A 20,177-nucleotide genomic window follows, 5' to 3' on the forward strand; every position below is an offset into this window, starting at 1 on the left:
TTGAACTCCCAGCCTTCAGCAGAGGGAGCTGTCGGAGCGGTCGCCAGCTTGCCCTTGTCAACACTTTGGTCAGCAATCTGGTCACCATGACCGCCCATATCAAAACTCACGGTATTACTCTTTTTCTCCCACTTCGCGTACACGATCACATCAGCATTGATAGGTGCCGTGAAATCAAACGGGGTAGCGAAGGTATCATCCGTAAACCAACCTTTGAACTCCCAGCCTTCAGCAGAGGGAGCTGTCGGAGCGGTCGCCAGCTTGCCCTTGTCAACACTTTGGTCAGCAATATAGTCACCATGACCGCCCATATCAAAACTCACGGTATAACGCTCGTTAATTTTCAGGGTAACTAACATCTGGGTGAACTCAGTGGGTAACTTATCTGGGTCATTCGCGTGAACCCCAGCGAAGCTACTCTGGTAAGAATAGGTCACTGTATCGACGCCCTCATTAACCTTCAACCGGCCATTAACGATAGCAGCGCCTTTTAGGTCGATCACCTTACCCGCATCAAAACCAGCCGACAACTGATTCACAGGCACCAGTCGAGACCCCCCAGGAAGAATCACCGTCCGTTTCTGCCCACCATACGTTTTATCGCCTAAACTGGGCATATCAAGCAAGGTGTTGGCTGACAAGTCAATAGCCGTCAACTGATTATTGTATAAATCAAGATCCTGCAGTTCGGTGTTGGCTGACAAGTCAATAGCCGTCAACTGATTATCGTCTAAATTAAGAGTCCGCAGGGCGGGGTTGCCCGACAAATCGATAGACGTCAACTGATTTTTTTCTAACTGAAGAATCCGCAGCGCAGTGCTCGCGGGCAAATCAAGAGACGACAACCCACTATCTGTTAACCAAAGCTCTTCCAGTGCAGTGTTCGCGGACAAATCAAGAGACGACAACTGATTAAAAGCTAAATCAAGATACCGTAGTTTGAGATTCTTCGACAAATCTACATGCGACAACCGACCTCTCCCTACAGAAAGAGATTTCAGGTTGGCGAAGTACTCCACGCCTTGCAAGCTCTTGACTTCGGGTAAAGAAAACGATGAACTCCACGGCTGCACTGCGATTTCTTCGACGGCATCTAGCTCATCCTGTTGTAAGGCGCCATCTTCATTAGTGTCAAACTCGTAAGCTACGTAAGAACGAAAAGTAGCGTCTGGGAAGTTAGTAGCGTCGATATCCACATCAGCGGCATAGGCGGAGGTAGGGAACTGGAACGCCAGCGCCAGCCCAGCTAAAACAGCCACTATCCCCCCAAAAAATCGGCGTCCCACGGTAGACATCACCATCATCCTCTCATCACAGTTAAGCTAAAAACGTCCCCAGCGAACTCAAAACGCCAGAAACAGGACAATCACATTGTTTCATGTCCGGGGGAGGGCATCCAGGGGTATATTAAAACTAAGACTAAACAACTAAAATCGCAGTTAAAACCAGAAAATAGCTTTTAAATGCCTAGAGCCGGTTCCACGCGCTCCCTCCTGCGCTTATGTGGAACCGACTCCAGGTTTATCGTTTAGGGGTTATCTTGACACACGTTCCCCTAAAGTAGCCGGAGCGACCGGCCTCCCTAAGTATAACAAAAAGATGGAAGAAACCTAATCTTTTTTATGTGTCACAGATCATATTTTCCTACAGACTGCAGCTTTAGCCGTCTGGTAGGTTACGAAATTTTAAGAACTCTAGGCGCGTGACAAGCTAGAATAGCTTTCGAGATTACTTTACTTTCAGGAAGTCGCGATGGAAATTTTTTCTCCTTTTTATTATTTGCCGATAGCTGACTCCTCGGCAGATGTCTCTACATTGCTTTCTGCGCTAGCTAAACAAATGGGAGATTTACAAGATTTACCACCAAATCTTCGTCGTTCCCCTCTGAACAAACGACAGGTGCTTTTTCCCTTTCCTAAGAGTGCTGGCCACCCCACTGGTCTCGATGACTACGAAACCCGACGCCGGAAGCTCCCGGAATCAGCTGTCCTGGCCTTGTCAGCTCCGGGGGGCGGCGCAGTTATTTGTTACTCGCTGCTCAGCATCAAAACTATGGCAGAAGCAGTCAATTCGGCGGTGGGACGGCCGGGACGCTGGATCCTTACTGCTCCTGTCACCGGGATTGATGGGATTATGACTCTGGCCCGGGCAATCGCGGTCAATATTCCTCCGATAATTGCCGCCAAAACTCGGCCCGCCAACGCTGTCGATATCGTGCGGGCCGTGGAACGCGCGAAAGACCGCAGCGAAAAAGATCAGGCCCCTATCTATATGCAGATTTCTAAGGAGCAGCTTGCGCAGTTACTAGAGATTCCTCCTTCGCAGCGGACTGCTTTGCAGGCGGTTTCGGTACTGATAGTAACCGGGCTAACCGCTCACGATCATCTGGGACGGGCAGCTAAAGAAGCAGGAATGGAGATCATTCAAGGCTACGGGATTCCCGAATCGTGCGGACTGTGCGTTTTGGATGGGAAACCGGTTGCCGGCGTTCATGTAGCCACTATCGGGGATCGGATTTGGCTCTCTGGAATCTGTATGATGGTCGGTTATCTGGGCAAACCCGGAACGGTAGAGTTTATCTCTCGCGGACGCAGGCGCTGGATGCGAGCTAAAGATGCTGGTCATATGCGCGGGCCGCGTCTGATAGTAGATGGGAAAGCCCGGGACGTGATAGCTACCGCGGGAGTCCATATCCAAGCCTCCCTGGTAGAGCGAGTTATCCGGGATTTGCCGCAGGTGGAACAAGTAGTAGTGGTGGGAGTACCCGATCCCAAGTGGGGATCCCTGGTGACCGCGGTAATTAAACCGGCCTCCGATGTTGCCGAGGAACTGCTCAATCCCCAGCATAATTTGGAAGTAAAACCCGAAGTTCAATCCGCGGTTTCGCAGCTTCCCGCCCTGAAAGTTGATTCTCAGAAAGTACGCAAAATGGCCGGGCTTCCTCCCACGGAGGAAGAGGATACCTCTGCCCAGCTAACTCCTTTGGAGGCCGCGATGGCCGCGATGGCCGCCAAAATTCGGGGAGCTGATGTAGATGTGGTTGCGGCCGCAGAAACCGGGGAACTGCCGGCGGGAATTTATGAGGTGGCGCGGGGAACCGCTAACCCCAACGCGGAGGGGGAAATCGTCTTCCCCGCCCCGGATACTCCGCCTTTACCTGCGGTGGGATTGCCAGAAGACCTGGACGGAGATCTAGAAGAGATGGAAATCGCGGCTACGGAGATTCCGGTGCGGCGCAACCGTTTGGACGGTGGCGACCAGTACCACAAATCTACTGTTCCCACCGAGGATGAATCTGAGCCATCGACGGATTTGGCGATGTTGGTACGTTCCCTGGTGACCGGGCAACTGGATCGGGCGCACGCCCCCCGCGCCCTCGTCCTGGTAGATAAAATCCCAACTGACCTGCAAGGTAACTTTGATAGAGCGGCCTGCCGAGAGTTGGCTGCGCGCCGGATAGCAGCCGGAGAAGCCTGGATTCGTTAAGTTATCGCCAAAATAGGCGCCGCCGAGCAGTTAGTAAACGCATTAATAAGAAGCAAAGCAACACTTAGCAAAAAGGGGGCTGGTGTCGTAATGGCAACTGGTTCGCAGTGGATCGAAGCTGCCCGCCCTAAAACTTTACCCGCGTCCCTGGCGCCGGTGATTATGGGGATTGGCGGGGCGATTGGACTGGGACAAGCATCAGCAGGAAAGTCAGCATTGGCACTGTTGGTCGCCTTATTCTTCCAGGTAGGAGTGAATTTTTCTAATGATTATTCCGACGGGATTCGGGGCACCGATGCCCAAGGAAAACGGGTAGGTCCCCAGCGCCTGACCGGCGCAGGTTTGGCGGCTCCCCGCACAGTGCTAGTGGCCGCGCTCAGCTGTTATGCGTTTGCGGGAATCTGCGGAATCGCCCTATGCATCTGGGCAGGTAGCTACGGTCTGATCGGCTTGGGAGTACTGGCCGCCTTGGCAGCCTGGTTTTATACCGGAGGCAAGCATCCTTACGGCTATCTGCCGGGAGTATCCGAAGTGATGGTGTTTGCCTTCTTCGGCCTGTTGGCAGTACAGGGAACGATTTGGGTACAGGCCCATATGTTGCCTTGGCGCACCTGGACCGCCGCCAGCGGTATCGGATTGCTGTCGTGTGCCTTGCTGCTGATCAACAATTTGCGCGATATTCCCGGCGATGAGCAGAGTGGCAAAAATACGCTAGCGGTGAAGTTAGGGGATAAGGGCTCGCGTTACCTGTTTGCCTGCTATCTATATGCCGCCTTAGTACTGGGGGTACTTTCCTTTAGTGTTCGTTGGGAAGCTCTGGTGTTTGGGCTGGCTGTGGCATTTTGGGCGAGCTTTCCGATGATGAAAGTATTGCAGGGAGCGCGCGGAAAAGAGCTAATAAAAACCTTGAAGCAGGTGGGGCAAATCACCTTGGGATACGGCCTCGCCATCGCCGTAGAGTGGGCTTTGCAGGGTTTATAGACAGGCCGAAAAGTCGATAGTTGCTAGGCTGGAAACATGGTCGCGGTAGGTATTGCTCTGATACAGATTCTGTTAGCGGTATATGCGCTAGTAGATTGCTTGCGCACGGATAAATCGGATTTACCCGGGCGTCTGCCCCGTGCCTTTTGGCTCTTGATCATTATCGTGTTGCCGGTTTTTGGCCCCTTAGCCTGGATCGTGATTTCCTGGGCGAGCAAAGCCGAAAGTCCTGATGGTCGGGTAGAGATTCCTCGCAATCCGCTAGAGATTTTACGAGGAAGCAGCCCCAGTCCCCAGCGGAAGGAAGCGGAGATACCGCAGGCTCCCGACGATAATCCCGATTTCTTGTTCTCGTTAGAGGCAAAGATGCGACGGGAGCGGCTGGCGCGGGAGGCAGAGGAAGAAGCCAAGCGGCGCGCCGCTAAGAACCAGGAAAATGCTAGCGGGGAAGATGCCGCGAGAGAAGACCAAAACAACTCCGGAGGGGACGCCGGCGAGGGCGAAGCAAATCCGGACGCGAACCCTCCGGAAAACCCTGCTTCTCAAAGCTAAAGCGCTTTAGCTTGTGTGAGTCAAGCTAAGCGCCCTGATGGGAGCGTTCTCAGGTAAAAATCTTTAGCGTTTCAGCTAGCAGGGCTATTAGTGCCCTTGATTTAAGGCGGCGGCGGAAGTGCCCGGCACCATATCGGAAGCCTGCGCTAGGAGCGGGGCGGCCGGTTCGCAATAATCCAAACTAATCAGGGTGTTACCCAAGAAAGTTAGGGAAGTCAGCGAAGCTAGGGCGCACTGCCGCCGAGTAGGAATATGCGCCAGCGGGCGACCTTCCACAAATAGCCGGAAAGACCAGATCGGCAACTGGTGGGAAACTAACAAAATTTCGCGAATCGACGAGCCGTCAGTGGAGCGTCCCAGGCGGGAAGGATCTTGAATCGGCAGATGCAAAGCCGAACGCACCGCCTCGGTAACTCGGCTGGCTTGCACCGCATAGGGCTCGCACCAGGAAGGACGAAAAACGTTGCGGTAACGCGGCCAGTTGCGCGGGTGGAAAAGGGCGGCGCGGTTACCGTTGACCACTTCGCCCTCGAACATATTCATCGACTCTAAGAGGCGTTTGTCGGTGTGAATGGGCAAATCGAATAGCTCGGAGGCAGGAGTTGCCGACTCTACTGCGCGCTCTAGGGGAGAGGAAACTATAGCCTCTAAATGGGCGCCCTTTTCCAGTAGGTAGTCCGCACTCATCTGCGCCATTTGCTTACCCAGCTCGGTTAGGTGATAGCCGGGGAGGCGACCGTAGAGAACCCCGTCGGGATTATCTACTTCTCCGTGGCGCATCAAATGAATAGTGGTCAGTTTCTGCATATTCTCCACATTAACAAACCCGGTTTTGTCTCGGCCAGGTGCAAGCCCGGGCCTTAGCTAGGTAGGGTAGAGGCGTGAGCGGAAAACCGAAGGTAGCGGCCTTCTTTGATCTTGACGAAACCGTTATTCGGGGAGCTAGTTCCTGGATCTTGACCCGGGAACTTTTTCGGCACCGATTTTTTGGGATTCGCGACCTGTTCTTTGCCGCCCGCCAAGCATTCTTATATGTGGTGCTAGGAGAAGACCAAAAACGGGTTGAGCAGGTAAAAAACCGGGCCTTGCAGGTGATGGCGGGGCATTCTCGTCAGGAAATCATGGCAATTTCCCAACAGGTGTGTGACCTCCTAGAGAAGAAACTGTTTCCCCAGGCGCAGGGTCTAATCAAACGACATCAGGCAGCCGGTCACGATATTTGGTTGATTTCCGCCGCGCCCTCGGAACTTCCCCAGATGTTGGCCAAGCGCTTAGGACTAACCGGGGGTATTGGCACGGAAATCGCGGTGAAGGATGGAGTTTACGAGGCTCGATTAGCCTCTGAACTTATGCACGCTCAAGGTAAACGGAACCGCGTGGTGGCGCTGGCGGGAGAGCGTGGCTATGACCTCGCTTCCTGCTTCGCCTATTCGGATTCTGATAACGATATGCCCCTACTTACCCTGGTGGGCAAGCCTTCGGCAATCAATCCCGATATTTGGTTGCGGGTACGCGCCTTCCAGCGCGGATGGCCGGTGATCGATTTTCGGCGGCGCTCCCGGATCAGTAGGGCCCTGCAAAGGGCCAAGGCGAGGCGGCGCGGGTTTAACCTGGTTGGATTGGGGCGGAGTTTCTGAGTAACCTGACAGGTGCCCTAGTTTGAAGGAGCTATTTTGAGCGAAAATAATCCGCCGGCAGCTGCTGGTTTAGATAAGCAACCAGAAGAAGTTTCTGGGATGTTTGACCAGGTGGCAGCCCGTTATGACCTGACTAATGACGTAATGACTTTCGGACAGCACCGGATTTGGAGGCGTTGCCTGCAGCAGGTGGTCTCTCCCCGTCCCGGGCAAAAAATCCTGGATATTGCCGCTGGCACCGGTACTTCCTCGCTCGGTTTTTACCGGGCAGGAGCCGAGGTTACTTGCTGTGATTTCTCGGCAGGCATGGTTGCGGAAGGGCAGAAGCGTCACCGGGAATTGAACTTCGTTGTCGGTGACGCCCACGATTTACCCTTTGCTGATGAGGCTTTCGATACTGTCACCTGTTCGTTTGGGTTTAGAAACATGCACGATCCCGCTAAGGCACTGCGGGAACTCGCGCGGGTAACCAAGCCGGGGGGCAAGTTGGCGATTATGGAGTTCTCTACCCCGCCCTCCCCGCAGATCGCCCGGCTTTATGAACTTTATATGCGCAATGTTTTGCCCACCGCCGGTCGCCTGGTCTCTTCAGATTCGGATGCTTACACCTACCTGTTTGATTCCATTTTGGATTGGCCCGACCAAGAGACTTTGGGTCACCTAATCCAAGAAAATGGTTGGGGCGAGGTTTCCTATCGCAATCTCACCTTGGGAACAGTGGCGATTCACCGGGCCTTTAAAGAGGATGTTTAGGCGCTTCCGGTGACCAGAGTAGGTAGCTGGGGCCGGAAAGTTTCAGTGATTTTCTTAAAGCCATTTGGAATTAAGTAAGAAAAACCTTTCTTAATCGCTAAGCGATTTAGGTGGACTAAAGTCCCGAGATTCTGTGCCTGCCAGCATAAACCGCTGTGACTTTAGACAAGTATAAAAGCAAGTTAGCCTGAAACAGGCGCGAGGAAGGTGCCTAAAAAACCTCGTTTTACTTGCCGAGGTAGCGACTGTGGCAAGAACTAACGACCAGTAAGGGAGGGGCGTCCAGGCATGGCGGATCAGCTTGCAGACAATCACTGCCAAGTGCTGGTTGTGGGTGCCGGCCCTGCGGGCGCTGCTGCCGCCTATCACCTCGCTAAATCTGGCATAGACGTCCTGGTAATCGAAAAAGCAACTTTCCCCCGCGACAAAATCTGTGGAGACGGGTTAACCCCGGGGGCAGTTAAAGAAATCCTGGCGATGGGAATCAACCCCTTGGCAGAAGGTTGGCAAATAAACCACGGCTTGAGCGTTATCGGCGGGGGACACCGGATCACGCTGCCGTGGCCAAATCAAGGTGCTCTTCCTTCCTATGGACTTACCTGCCAACGTAAAAAACTAGACCAGCGTTTAATTCAGCAGGCAGTGGCGGCGGGTGCCCGGCTACAGGAAAACACCGTGGTACAGGACTTGCTCACCGATGGCGACGGCTATGCCCGGGGGGTTAGCGCCATCCAGCGCGACCGGGAAACCCGCCAAAAATCGCAGATTAGTTTTTACGCCCAGTACGTAGTGGACTGCACCGGGGCGAACGGGCGCTTAGCTTCTCGGCAAGGGCGTACCCCCCTCAAGAATCGCCCGCTGGCAGTGGCGGCGCGTGCCTATTTCCATTCTCCCCGTGGCAACGAAACCATGATGGAATCGCATCTAGAGCTGTGGGATGGCAAGCCCGGAAAATCAAATCTGCTTCCTGGTTACGGCTGGTTGTTCCCGATGGGCGAGGGAATTGTAAACGTGGGACTGGGATCAGTATCTTCGGGAGCCCAATCCACCAAGCTTCCCTATAAAGAAATATTCCACCGCTGGGTAGCGAATCTGCCGGAAGAATGGGGATTGTGCGAAGAAAATATGCTTGGCTCCCTGCGTTCTGCCCCCTTGCCGATGGCATTTAATCGCAAACCGGCTTACGAAAATGGGCTACTTTTGGTCGGAGACGCCGCCGGAATGGTATCTCCTTTTAATGGCGAAGGAATTGCCCCGGCAATGTTTGCGGGCAGGCGCGCCGCGGCTGCTTTGGTGCAGGCTCTGGGGCGTACCTCCAGCGCCCAAGCTGAACTCGCTTTGCGCGAATATCCCCGCGACCTGCAAGATCAATACGGTGGCTATTACAGTCTGGGGCGCGTTTTCGTGCGACTGATTGAAAATCCCAAAATTATGCATGCCTGCACCAAATACGGGTTGGATAAACCGGCGCTGATGCGATTTGTCCATAAAATGCTTTCTGATGGTTATGAACGCCGCGGCGGAGTAGCCTCCGATAAGGTGCTACAAATTCTGACTAAGGTGGTAGTACCGTCATGAAGTACATCGGTCAGAAAGAACAACCAAACCGGAAACAAACCGGAAACTACAGCAGTTGCTGCGCCATCGCTGGCGGAGCGGACAAAAAGGATGTGGAGGCCAAATGAGTCCATCGGCATCACTGTTAATTATGGGCGCGGTAGCGATTGTGCTGGCCGTAGGCGGTCTGGCGATGTCCGCAGCTCTCAGCCCGAATCGCAAGGGCCGCACCAAGCTGGCTACTTACGAATGCGGGGTGGCCCCCAATGTTCACGAGGACGCGCGCGGACGTTTCCCGATTAAGTACTACCTAATCGCGATGACGTTCATTGTGTTTGACGTAGAAATGGTGTTCCTTTATCCCTTCGCGGTCTCGATCGGTCACTTCGGTCGCGTGATGGCTATTCCGGTGTTGATCGACATCCTGCTGTTTATCGTGTTAGTGCTGGTGCCCTATATCTATGAGTGGCGCCGCGGCGGACTGGACTATTAAGAGAGAGGTAAAGCATGTCTTTTGATAATGAGCTGCCGGCAGGAGTAGCGCTCACCAGCCTAGACAAGTTTATGGGGCTAAACCGTAAAGCTAGTGTTTGGCCGGTAACTATGGGTCTGGCCTGCTGTGCTATCGAGATGATGGCTACCGGCACTCCGCGTTTTGATATTTCCCGTTTCGGTATGGAAGTATTCCGTGCCTCTCCCCGTCACGCCGATCTGATGATCGTGTCCGGGCGCGTTTCCTGGAAGATGGCGCCGATTATTCGTAACGCCTACGACGCTATGCCTGAACCCAAGTGGGTTATTTCTATGGGGGCTTGCGCGTCCTCGGGCGGGGTATTCAACAACTATGCGGTGGTGCAAGGCTGCGACCACGTGGTTCCGGTAGATGTCTATCTGCCTGGATGCCCCCCGCGGCCAGAAGCCCTGATACACGCGATTATGGTGCTGTGGGATCAGATTCATTACCGCACCCCCATCACTCAAAAACAACGGTTAGAGATCGCCCGTAAAGCCGAGAAAGCTGCTTTGGAAGCGACTCCTACCTCCCAGATGAAAGGACTGTTGGCGTGAGCGAAGACGACAAGACGGTAGTCCTCCATTCCGATGTTGAGGACGGGCCAGTAGCAGTAGAAGTAACCGCTCCTCGCGGTTTTACTGCCGGCTCTGATTTTGGTACCCGCCACGGTCTGTTCGGGGTACATGATGATGGCGACACCACCGGCTTTACGGAAATCCAGATTGAGCGGCAGATGCCCGGTGAAAGCGCCCGTCCTTACGGCTCCTGGTTTGACGAAGTCGTGGACATCCTGGAAGAACTGATTCAAAACGTCGACCTGGAAGTGGCACAGGTGATTGACCGGGTGGTGGTCGACAACGATGAACTAACCATTTTCATTGCCCGCGAGCATCTACCCCAGGTTGCTCGCTGGCTGCGTGACGACCAAGACCTGCGCTTTGAACTATGTATCGGGGTAAACGGGGTGCACTATCCGCATGATAAAGGTCGCGAACTGCACGCCGTGTATATGCTTTATTCGGCAACCCATAACCGGCAGCTGCGCCTAGAAGTCACCTGCCCGGAAGAAGATCCGCGTATTCCTTCGATAGTTTCCACTTATCCGGGAAATGACTGGTGGGAGCGGGAAACCTGGGATTTGATGGGGATTATCTTTACCGGTCACCCCGGACTGACTAGAACTGCTCTACCCGATGACTGGGTAGGACACCCTCAGCGGAAAGACTATCCGCTAGGCGGTATTCCGGTGCAATTTAAGGGCGCGACAGTCCCGCCCGCCGATTCGCGGAGGTCATACAGCTAAATGAAATACACTGACGAAAAAAACAGCCCGCTGGTTAGAGCCGCCGGTCCCGCCCTCGACAATCTAATTACCGAGGACACCCCGCAATATGATTTGCACGGCGGGGACTGGGAAGAAATGGCTTCCGAGGTCGAAAAGCTGGCGAACGAACGCATCGTGATGAATATCGGGCCCGTTCACCCTTCCACTCACGGGGTGTTGCGCCTGATCGCCGAACTCGACGGAGAATATATTCGCGATGTGCGGGTCGGTACCGGCTATCTGCATACCGGCATCGAAAAGAACATGGAGTATCGCACCTGGACACAGGGCGTTACCTACTGCACCCGCATGGACTACGTGGCTCCTTTCTTCCAAGAAGTCGCCTACTGCCTGGCAGTAGAAAAAGTCCTGAAGAAAACCGCTGAAATTCCGGAGCGGGCAAACCTGATTCGCATCCTAATGATGGAGCTAAACCGGATTACCTCGCATGTGGTGGCGATTGCTACCGGCGGTAACGAAATGGGCGCTACCACCATGATGACCATCGGGTTTAGAGGGCGCGAAGAAATCCTGCGGGTATTTGAACAAATAACCGGCTTGCGCATGAACCACGCCTATATCCGCCCCGGCGGGGTGGTACAAGATCTGCCGCCCGGGTGCACCGAATATATTCGCGACCAGTTACCCAAGATTCGCCGCGATATTAACGAGCTGCAAGACCTCACCTTGCAGAACCCGATCTTTAAGGCTCGTTTTTGTGACGTGGCGGTTTTGCCGCTATCTGGCCATATGGCGATGTCTATGACCGGCCCGTCAGTTAGAGCCGCGGGCTATCCCCTAGATATGCGGAAGATGCAGCCCTACTGCGGCTACGAAAACTTTGATTTCGATGTTCCCGTCACCGATCAATCCGACGCCTATAACCGTACGGTGGTTCGCTTCGATGAATGTTACGAGTCCATGAAGATCATCTACCAGGTGCTAGATCGTCTCGATGAGACCGAGGGCGAGCCGGTAATGATCTTAGACCCGCAGATTAAATGGCCGGCGCAGCTAAGCGTAGGTACCGATGGTCAGGGGAACTCCCCTGAACACATCAAAGAAATCATGGGGGACTCCATGGAATCCCTAATCCAGCACTTTAAGCTGGTAACCGAAGGTTTTAGGGCTCCGGTCGGCCAAGCAACGCAACTGGTCGAACATGCCAAAGGCATTATGGGAGTTCACGTAGTCTCCGATGGCGGTACTCGCCCCTATCGGGCGCACTTCCGTGACCCCAGCTTTGCTAACCTGCAATCCTTATCCCTGCTGGCGCAAGGCGGCACAATCTCTGACCTGATTGTGGCGCTGGCCAGCGTGGATCCCGTCCTGGGAGGTGTTGATCGCTAATGAGTTTCTACGATCCCGAGGTCGAGCAAAAATTCCGGGAAGAAGCAGCGGAAATCATTGCCCGCTACCCCGAGGGGCATGAACGCAGCGCCATGATTCCGCTGCTGCACCTGGCACAAAGCATCGACGGATATGTCACCGCTAATGGCATCGGACTAATCGCCGACATTCTTAACTGTCAGCGCGCCGAAGTTAGCGCGGTCGCCACCTTCTACACTCAGTTCAAACGCCACCCCAACGGTGAATATACCGTGGGAGTTTGTACTAACGCCCTGTGCGCGGTCCTCGGTGGAGATACCATCATGGAAACCCTAGAAAAAGAACTAGAGGTCGGAAATGATGAAACCACCCCCGATGGCAAGATCACGCTGGAAGCGCTGGAATGTAACGCTGGCTGCGATTATGCGCCGGTAGTCATGGTCAACTGGGAGTTCTTCGACAACCAGACTCCCGAATCTGCCGTGCAGTTAGTACGCGATATCAAAGCCGGAAAACCGGTACATCCCACGCGAGGATCCGATGCGGCACCTACCTTTAAGGAGGCCAGCCGGATTTTGGCCGGATTCCCCGATCCCGAGACTGCCAACCAGGGCGTGGCGGCTGGTCCCGCCAGTTTGTGGGGGCTAAAAGTCGCCGCAGAAAAAGGGATGGAAGCCCCCGATCCGAAGCAGTTTGAAAAATCTGAAGCTGCCCAGGCCAGTGAAGGGGAGTCGGGCGCGGATGCCAATCAGGCTGGAAAAGAGCCGGTAGGCAAGGAACACTCCTCTGCTGAGCACAAGGAGACGGACAAGTGAGCGAAAACAACAAGTCTGAAATCCGCCGGGTTCCGCTGACCCCGATTGTTACTAAACAGTATCGGGAACCGGAAAGTTGGACCCTAAAGGCCTACCAGAAGACTGGTGGCTACGCGGGGCTCGAAAAAGCCAAGCAAATGGAACCCGCGCAGATTCTCGATGCAGTCAAGCAAGCGGGAGTGCGCGGACGCGGCGGTGCCGGTTTCGGTACCGCTCTGAAATGGTCGTTCCTGCCCCCCGATGATGGCGGTCCGCGTTACCTGACCGTGAACTGCGATGAGTCTGAGCCGGGTACCTGTAAAGATATCCCGATGATTTTGGCCAATCCCCACGCGGTTATCGAAGGGGTGGCGATCACCTGCTTAGCTATCGGTTGCGATCATGCTTTTATCTATATTCGCGGCGAAGTTGTTCACGCCTATAACCGGCTATTAGTGGCGATTAAAGAGGCGGAGGACGCCGGGTTGCTGGGCGATCTGAAACTGATTGCCCACGCCGGAGCCGGTGCTTATATCTGCGGGGAAGAAACTGCGCTTTTGGATTCTTTGGAAGGCAAGCGGGGACACCCCCGTCTGAAACCGCCTTTCCCGGCGGTCAAGGGGCTCTATGCGCGTCCCACCGTAATCAATAACGCTGAAACCATTGCCCAAGTATCCACGGTGTTCCGCAATTCCGCGGAATGGTATGCCTCGATGGGTAAAGAAAAATCCCTAGGATACGGGATGTTTAATCTGTCTGGTCACGTTAAACACCCCGGTCTTTATGAAGCACCGTTTGGGATTACTATGCGGGAACTGCTGGAGTATTCCGGCGGGATTCGAGGCGGTCACGCCCTGAAGTTCTATACCCCCGGCGGGTCCTCTACTCCGCTATTCACCGAAGCCGACCTGGATGTTCCCTTCACCTACGAGGACGTAGCATCGGCCGGTTCCATGTTGGCTACTCGCGCCCTACAGGTATTCGATGAAACCACTTCCGTGGTGCGGGTGATTAGTCGTTGGAATGACTTTTACCAGCATGAATCTTGTGGTAAATGCACCCCCTGTCGTGAAGGCACCTATTGGATGAAGCAGATACTGCACCGCCTAGAGGCCGGCAAAGGTCAAGAGGGCGATGTGGATTTGCTTTGCGATATTGCCGGAAACATCGCCGGACGTAGCTTCTGCGCCCTCGGTGACGCGGCGGCCACCCCGGTGCGCAGCGGAATCGAAAAGTTCCGCGAAGAGTTCGAGGCCGGATATACGACTCCCTGGTGGGAGGCCTTCCCGCCCGCTGCCTCGGAGGTTTTTAATGAAGGAGGCGCCCTGTGAGTGAGCAAGTCCAAATCAATATTGACGGCCAGGATATCGAGGTTGCCAAGGGCACGCTGTTAATCCGCGCAGCCGAGAAACTGGGGATTCATATTCCGCGGTTCTGTGACCATCCGCTGCTAGATCCGGCAGGTGCTTGTCGCCAATGCCTGGTGGAGGTAGCGATGCCGGGGCGCGATGGCGTGGTGCGTCCGATGCCCAAACCCCAACCGGCCTGCACTATGACCGCGATGGCGGGGATGGAGATCAAAACTGCCGCGACTTCGGAGGTGGCAGAGAAAGCCCAACATGGAATCACCGAGTTCCTGCTGATTAACCACCCCTTGGATTGTCCGATTTGTGACAAAGGCGGGGAATGCCCGCTGCAAAACCAAGCCATGAGCCACGGCACCGTTCAGACTCGCTTTAACGATGAAAAGCGGCTGTGGCCCAAGCCGGTAGAGCTAACTAGCCAGATTCTGATTGACCGGGAACGCTGCGTGCTTTGTCAGCGTTGCGTACGGTTCGCTAACCAGATCGCCGGTGACTGTTTTATCGCCTTACAAGGGCGTGGCGGCGGTTCTTCTCCGCGCGACGACCACCATTTCATGGGTGAAAACGTAGGTGCATTTGATCAGGAAATCATGGGGATTTCCGATTCTGATGGTTCCCAGCCGACTCTTCGCCTCGGTCCCGATGCCCAGGCGCTTTCCGATTCCCACGGCAAACCTGCCCCGCTTTCTTCTCCGGCTGCCGTAGGCGCCGGTGCAGATGAGAAAGACCAGGCAGGCAGGCTGTTTAGCTCTTACTTCTCCGGGAACATTATTCAGATTTGCCCGGTGGGGGCGCTAACTTCTAAACGCTATCGCTTCCGGGCTCGTCCTTTCGATTTGGTTTCTAACCGGGGGGTCACCGAGCAGGATGCTTCCGGTTCGGCTCTGCGCACCGATATTCGCCGCGGGGTAGTTACCCGGCGTCTCGCGCAAAAAGATTTAGAAGTCAACGAAGAGTGGATCACCGATAAAGATCGTTTCGCTTATCAGTGGCAGTTCCAGCCCACGCGGATTAAAACTCCGTTGGTGCGTGAGGACGGCAAACTGGTTCCTACCTCCTGGTCGGATGCGTTTGACCGCGCTGCTAAAGGATTGGCGGCTGCCGGGAAAGGCAAAGTTGGCTTCTTGCCCGGAGGCAGGCTAACTTTTGAGGACGCCTACACCTGGTCCAAGTTCGCCCGAGTGGTTTGCGGAACTAACGATATCGACCAGCGCACGCGCGTGGCCGGTCGGGAAGAAGAAACATTCTTAGGTGCCTATTTTGCCGGTGCCGGAATGCCGGTCACCTACTCTGACCTTGAAAAAGCTGGTCAAATACTTTTGGTGGGCCTTGAGCCCGAGGACGAATGTGGCGCGGTGTTCCTGCGGCTACGTAAAGGGGTGCGCGGCGGAAACGTAAAGGTGGCCACCGTGGCTCCCTTCGCCTCGCCCTCCTCCCTGAAGACTGCAGCGACCGTGCTGGCAGCGGCGCCGGGTACCGAACCGGAAGTAGTAGCCAATGTTAAAGCGGATGCCGATGGAGATTTCGGAGCCGTTTTTGAGGGTCTACAGGGCGAGGGCGCAGTAATCGTAGTCGGTGAACGCGCCGGAACCGTGCCCGGACTGCTCAGCGTAGTTAATGATTTAGCGGCTCGCACCGGAGCGCGCTTGGCCTGGATTCCCCGCCGTAGCGGGGAACGTGGGGGAGTAGAAGCCGGTTTGTTGCCGGGACTGCTGCCCTTCGGACGGGACGCGCGCGACGCGGAAGCCCGCAGCGATCTAGCGGCTGCTTGGGGGGCGAAACTCCCGAATACGCCGGGGCGCGATGCCCACCAGATTTTGGAGGGAGCCTGCTCCGGGGAACTTTCTGCCCTGGTGCTTGGCGGCCTAGACCTGCGTGACCTGCCAGACCAGGAGCTAGCGCGCAAAGCCCTAGATGCGGCCTCCTTCGTAATCTCGCTCGAGGTCAACCTGACACCCGCTGCCCAGGCAGCCGACGTAGTCTTCCCGGTAGCCCCGGTTTCTGAAAAGCCGGGCACCTTTATTAACTGGGAAGGCCGCCTGCGCCCCTTTGGGCAAGCCTTGGTTTCTCAAGATATGCCCGATTGGGAAGTGCTGAACAAACTAGCTCAGGGAATGGGCTGCGAACTCGGGATTGATTCTCTAAAGGCGCTTTATGCGCAAGCTAATGAGCTACTTGATTGGGACGGTAAGCGGATAGCTTTTGAACCGGTTAACCCGGCAGAACTGCTTACTCCGGGAAGCGGCCAAGTGGTGCTTAGCTGCCATAAGACTCTGATTGATGAGGGACTCTTGCAAGTGGGTGCGCCCGATATGCAAGCATCCGGGCGTGCCTCTTTCGCCCGCATCAGCCCGGAAACGGCGAAAGAGTTTGGTATCAGTGCCGGTGGCGCGGTAAACCTGAAAACAGATCAGGGAAGCATCCAGCTCCCCGTGGTGCTGACCGATATGCCACAGCGCGTGGTTTGGGTTCCTGAATGTTCAACCCACTCTCACGTGCATGAATCTTTGGGCGTCACCAGTGGCGCCTTAGTCCAGTTGGAGCCCAATGCGGAGGTGCAGCAGTGAATACAGCAATCCTGCTAAGCGCAAATAGTACTGGCGCCGCTGATTTCAGCAATGACACCTGGTGGATAACCCTGATTAAGGCGGTATTCATCGTGGCGTGGCTGATTGTCAGCGTGATCATGGCCCTATGGGTTGAACGGCGCGGCCTGGGGCGGATTCAGACCCGACCGGGACCGAATGTTCACGGTCCGCTAGGCCTTTTCCAGGCGTTAGCTGATGCCGTTAAGCTCCTGACCAAAGAGGATATTTTCAAACGGCACGTAGATAAGGTGCTTTACCTGATGGCACCGATTATCACCGCCGCTTGTGCCTTCTGCATTTACGCGGTGATTCCTTTCGGTCCCGACTTGCATATCGGCAGCTTCTCCACCCCCTTGCAGCTGACCGACTCTAATGTGGCGGTGCTTTATATGCTGGCAGTTGCCGGTATGGGGGTCTACGGCATTATCTTGGGTGGCTGGGCCTCGAACGGGCACCTGCCGCTTTATGGTGCGACCCGATCCGCCGCCCAAGTGATCAGCTACGAACTGGCAATGGGGATGTCCCTCGTCTCCGTGTTCGTAGTTTCCGGTTCCATGAAAACCTCCGAGATTGTGGCTGCCCAAAGTCCCATGTGGTGGTGCGTCGCCCTCTTCCCGGCGTTCGTAATCTACGTAATCTCGATGATGGGCGAAGTTAACCGCTTGCCGTTCGACCTGCCCGAATGTGAAGGCGAGATCGTTGCGGGCCATATGACCGAGTACTCTTCGATGAAGTTCGCCTGGTTCTACCTCGCGGAATACATCAATATGTTTAACGTATCCGGTATCTGCGTAACCCTGTTCCTGGGAGGCTGGCGCTTCCCCGGTGGGGACGCAATCCTGGGAGGCGCGCTCAACAGTGGGCTGTGGCCGTTCCTATGGTTCGGAATCAAAGTCTGGGCAGTCATGTGGTTCATGATTTGGGTACGCGGTACTTTGCTGCGGGTGCGCTATGACCAGTTGATGATGCTGGGCTGGAAAGTGTTGTTGCCGGTATCAATCGCCTGGATGGTGATCGTGGTAGTCATGCGGGTAGTCAGTGTCTATGGAATCGGCAGTATTTCGCAAAGAATGATTGCGATTGCTGCAGTCTTTGTGGTCGCCCTGATTATTATTTGGATAACTGGCGGTAAGGCGGATCGAAAGGCCTTGGAGAAACAAGCACGAAAAGAAGCGGAAGCCAGTGAGCCTTTTGATGCGTTCAAAGGGGGATACCCGGTGCCGCCGCTGCCGGGACAAGTCTTGCCTCCCAGTCCACGCGCCCTAGTGCGTACGAGTGCCAGGGAAGATCACCTGGTAGTCAAAGAAGGGGAATCTAATGAGTAAACGCAATCCCACCCGGGAAGATATGAGCTTTGAGCCGGATGAAAAGGGTGCGCTGGGCGAGTTTTTTGCTCCCGTAGCCGGATTCGGGGTTACTTTTCGTTCTTTCTTCCGTCCCACGGTAACCGAGCAATACCCCTATGAGGCGCCGCATGTGCAGCCGCGTTTTCACGGACGCCACCAGCTGAACCACTATCCCGATGGTTTAGAAAAATGCATTGGATGCGAGCTGTGTGCTTGGGCATGTCCCGCGGACGCTATCTATGTAGAGGCCGCCGCCAATACTCCCGAGGCGCAGTATTCTCCGGGTGAACGTTATGGCAAGACCTATCAAATCAACTATTTGCGCTGCATCTTCTGTGGAATGTGCATTGAGGCTTGTCCTACCCGGGCGCTGACTATGAGTAACGATTTCGAGATGGCGGATTACCATCGCGAAACCATGATTTACGAAAAAGATCAGATCCTGGCTCCTCTCGAGGACGGGATGCTGGCAGCCCCGCATCCTATGGTGGAAGGAACCACCGATGGTGACTATTACCGAGGAAAGGTGACCGGAGTGACCCCAGCGCAACGCGATTGGGTCTCCGAACACCGTCCAGACGACCCGACCCTTAAGCAGTCGGGGGTTAAGGAGGTTCAGCAATGATATTGCTAGCCCAAGCCGCAGCGGCAGCCACAGATTTTAGTACGGGGCAAACCGTATTTTTCTGGGTCACCGCAGTAATTATGGTGGCGCTGGCGTTGGGCATACTATTTTGCCGGACTGCAGTACACTCTGCGGTCTGCATGGTGGGGGTAATGCTCTGCCTAGCAATGATGTATGCCTCGCAAGGAGCCTACTTTATCGGAGTCGTGCAGGTAGTGGTATATACCGGCGCCGTCATGACCTTGATATTGTTCATCATCATGATGGTGGGGGTTGCTGCCTCGGATAACTATTTGCGTACCCGGCGTTTCTTGCGTTGGAGCGCAATCTGCGCCGGCGCTTTTGGAGCTGCCTTAGTGGCTATAGCGCTGGTTAAATCCTATCTGCCCAAGTTTGGGCTGGTGCCGGAGATGCCTACCGCTGCTCCTCAAGGTTCTACCGACTCGAATCCGGTTAAGATTGCGATGAGCCTATTCACCGAGCATATTTACACTATGGAAGTTATTGGCTGCCTGCTGATTATCGCGGTAGTCGCGGCGGTTTCGCTCACACACGGCGACCGGCTTCACAAGCTGTTTAAGCAGCCGGAAACGGCGCAGGCGCGGATGGAAGATTATGCCAAGCGGGGAGTTCACCCCGGGCAACAACCAATCGCCGGTGTCTATCAGACCACCAACGCGGCTGATGCACCCAATATCTCCGGTGAGGATCAGCGTGCGATTACCGCCTCGGTTTCCCCGGCGCTGCGCGCCCGCAACGCTGATCGCTCCCTGGGCGAAGCCGCTCCGCACCTGGTGGAAAAGATTCGTGCTGATCTGGGTGGTAATCCCACGCAGGGCGTACATTCGACAGCGGCCTCGCAAGCGGTCGGTAAATCGGGAGCCTGGGGAATGGACGGCCAGGATGCTCCTAGCGGCTTGAACGCCCCCAAGACCCGGGTGATTACGCCCCAAATTGAGGGAGCTCCCCCTAACGAATCCTCGCTAGAGGCCAACCCGGATACCCCAGAAACGGAGGTCAGTGAATAATGTCTTTGACTTCATATCTTGTATTGGCAGTAATCCTCTTCTTTATTGGGGCAGTAATCGTATTGACCCGCCATTCAGCGGTAATCGCCCTGATGGGAGTGGAGCTGATGCTAAACTCCTGCAACTTGCTGCTGGTGACTTTCTCAAATATGCATCAAAACATTGAAGGGCAAGTGATGGCCTTCTTCGTTATGGTGGTAGCCGCTGCAGAAGTGGTGGTGGGCCTGGCGATCATCGTCTCGATATTTAGGACGCGGCGCTCGACCTCGGTCGATGAAGTGCGTTTGATGGGACGCTAG

Annotated in this window: 19 protein-coding genes; 17 read left to right on the top strand and 2 right to left on the bottom strand. The window is 55.0% G+C overall.

All coding sequences use genetic code 11. From position 1 onward, the window contains the following. On the bottom strand, positions 1 to 1,259 hold a 1,259-nt coding region (locus AC1EKS_RS06420), incomplete at its 3' end, for an InlB B-repeat-containing protein (protein ID WP_481010328.1). A 493-nt stretch (positions 1,260 to 1,752) separates the two neighbouring features. On the opposite strand from AC1EKS_RS06420, the gene AC1EKS_RS06425 reads away from it, so the two are divergent. From AC1EKS_RS06425 to AC1EKS_RS06435, 3 genes are all read left to right on the top strand, one after another. Further along, on the top strand, positions 1,753 to 3,486 hold the full coding sequence (locus tag AC1EKS_RS06425; RefSeq protein ID WP_481008698.1) for an AMP-binding enzyme: 1,734 nt from the start codon (positions 1,753 to 1,755) through the stop codon (positions 3,484 to 3,486). 90 nt (positions 3,487 to 3,576) lie between these two features. Further along, positions 3,577 to 4,467: a 1,4-dihydroxy-2-naphthoate polyprenyltransferase gene (locus tag AC1EKS_RS06430; protein ID WP_481008697.1), complete on the top strand. Its 891-nt coding sequence runs from the start codon at positions 3,577 to 3,579 to the stop codon at positions 4,465 to 4,467. A gap of 36 nt (positions 4,468 to 4,503) precedes the next feature. Next, complete coding sequence (locus AC1EKS_RS06435) at positions 4,504 to 5,019, top strand: PLD nuclease N-terminal domain-containing protein (RefSeq protein WP_481008696.1); 516 nt, start codon at positions 4,504 to 4,506, stop codon at positions 5,017 to 5,019. An 87-nt stretch (positions 5,020 to 5,106) separates the two neighbouring features. On the opposite strand, the gene AC1EKS_RS06440 is transcribed toward AC1EKS_RS06435, so the two are convergent. Further along, the gene (locus AC1EKS_RS06440; protein ID WP_481008695.1) at positions 5,107 to 5,826 is read right to left on the bottom strand and encodes a histidine phosphatase family protein; all 720 of its coding nucleotides are present in this window, start codon (positions 5,824 to 5,826) and stop codon (positions 5,107 to 5,109) included. Positions 5,827 to 5,900: 74 nt separating this feature from the next. Between AC1EKS_RS06440 and AC1EKS_RS06445 the strand changes: the two genes are divergently transcribed. The 14 genes from AC1EKS_RS06445 (at position 5,901) to nuoK (ending at position 20,177) form a co-directional block, all read left to right on the top strand. Next, positions 5,901 to 6,656, top strand: a complete 756-nt coding sequence (locus AC1EKS_RS06445) for an HAD family hydrolase (RefSeq protein WP_481008694.1) — start codon at positions 5,901 to 5,903, stop codon at positions 6,654 to 6,656. A gap of 36 nt (positions 6,657 to 6,692) precedes the next feature. Continuing rightward, positions 6,693 to 7,409 carry a class I SAM-dependent methyltransferase gene (locus AC1EKS_RS06450; protein WP_481008693.1) on the top strand — a complete coding sequence of 239 codons (717 nt, stop codon included), beginning with the start codon at positions 6,693 to 6,695 and terminating at the stop codon, positions 7,407 to 7,409. A gap of 288 nt (positions 7,410 to 7,697) precedes the next feature. Continuing rightward, positions 7,698 to 8,987, top strand: a complete 1,290-nt coding sequence (locus AC1EKS_RS06455) for a geranylgeranyl reductase family protein (RefSeq protein WP_481008692.1) — start codon at positions 7,698 to 7,700, stop codon at positions 8,985 to 8,987. A gap of 103 nt (positions 8,988 to 9,090) precedes the next feature. Continuing rightward, positions 9,091 to 9,459: an NADH-quinone oxidoreductase subunit A gene (gene ndhC / locus AC1EKS_RS06460; RefSeq protein ID WP_481008691.1), complete on the top strand. Its 369-nt coding sequence runs from the start codon at positions 9,091 to 9,093 to the stop codon at positions 9,457 to 9,459. A 14-nt stretch (positions 9,460 to 9,473) separates the two neighbouring features. After that, a complete protein-coding gene (locus AC1EKS_RS06465; RefSeq protein ID WP_481008690.1) occupies positions 9,474 to 10,034 on the top strand; it encodes an NADH-quinone oxidoreductase subunit B in 561 nt (186 codons plus the stop codon). Beyond that, the gene (locus AC1EKS_RS06470; protein ID WP_481008689.1) at positions 10,031 to 10,783 is read left to right on the top strand and encodes an NADH-quinone oxidoreductase subunit C; all 753 of its coding nucleotides are present in this window, start codon (positions 10,031 to 10,033) and stop codon (positions 10,781 to 10,783) included. Before AC1EKS_RS06465 ends, AC1EKS_RS06470 begins: the two co-directional genes overlap by 4 nt. After that, positions 10,784 to 12,154 (top strand): NADH-quinone oxidoreductase subunit D, encoded by a 1,371-nt coding sequence (locus tag AC1EKS_RS06475; RefSeq protein WP_481008688.1) that lies wholly within the window; start codon positions 10,784 to 10,786, stop codon positions 12,152 to 12,154. Further along, the gene (gene nuoE, locus AC1EKS_RS06480; RefSeq protein WP_481008687.1) at positions 12,154 to 12,948 is read left to right on the top strand and encodes an NADH-quinone oxidoreductase subunit NuoE; all 795 of its coding nucleotides are present in this window, start codon (positions 12,154 to 12,156) and stop codon (positions 12,946 to 12,948) included. The genes AC1EKS_RS06475 and nuoE overlap by 1 nt, the downstream gene beginning before the upstream one ends. Then, positions 12,945 to 14,258 carry an NADH-quinone oxidoreductase subunit NuoF gene (gene nuoF / locus AC1EKS_RS06485; protein WP_481008686.1) on the top strand — a complete coding sequence of 438 codons (1,314 nt, stop codon included), beginning with the start codon at positions 12,945 to 12,947 and terminating at the stop codon, positions 14,256 to 14,258. The genes nuoE and nuoF overlap by 4 nt, the downstream gene beginning before the upstream one ends. Continuing rightward, positions 14,255 to 16,858 carry an NADH-quinone oxidoreductase subunit G gene (locus AC1EKS_RS06490; protein WP_481008685.1) on the top strand — a complete coding sequence of 868 codons (2,604 nt, stop codon included), beginning with the start codon at positions 14,255 to 14,257 and terminating at the stop codon, positions 16,856 to 16,858. The genes nuoF and AC1EKS_RS06490 overlap by 4 nt, the downstream gene beginning before the upstream one ends. Continuing rightward, positions 16,855 to 18,204: an NADH-quinone oxidoreductase subunit NuoH gene (nuoH, locus tag AC1EKS_RS06495; protein ID WP_481008684.1), complete on the top strand. Its 1,350-nt coding sequence runs from the start codon at positions 16,855 to 16,857 to the stop codon at positions 18,202 to 18,204. Before AC1EKS_RS06490 ends, nuoH begins: the two co-directional genes overlap by 4 nt. Then, on the top strand, positions 18,197 to 18,850 hold the full coding sequence (gene nuoI, locus AC1EKS_RS06500; protein ID WP_481008683.1) for an NADH-quinone oxidoreductase subunit NuoI: 654 nt from the start codon (positions 18,197 to 18,199) through the stop codon (positions 18,848 to 18,850). Before nuoH ends, nuoI begins: the two co-directional genes overlap by 8 nt. Next, positions 18,847 to 19,878, top strand: coding sequence for an NADH-quinone oxidoreductase subunit J (locus AC1EKS_RS06505; RefSeq protein ID WP_481008682.1), 1,032 nt, complete (start codon positions 18,847 to 18,849; stop codon positions 19,876 to 19,878). Before nuoI ends, AC1EKS_RS06505 begins: the two co-directional genes overlap by 4 nt. Further along, positions 19,878 to 20,177 (top strand): NADH-quinone oxidoreductase subunit NuoK, encoded by a 300-nt coding sequence (gene nuoK, locus AC1EKS_RS06510; RefSeq protein WP_481008681.1) that lies wholly within the window; start codon positions 19,878 to 19,880, stop codon positions 20,175 to 20,177. Before AC1EKS_RS06505 ends, nuoK begins: the two co-directional genes overlap by 1 nt.

The sequence above is a fragment of the Varibaculum sp. C0165D1 genome, assembly GCF_056590355.1.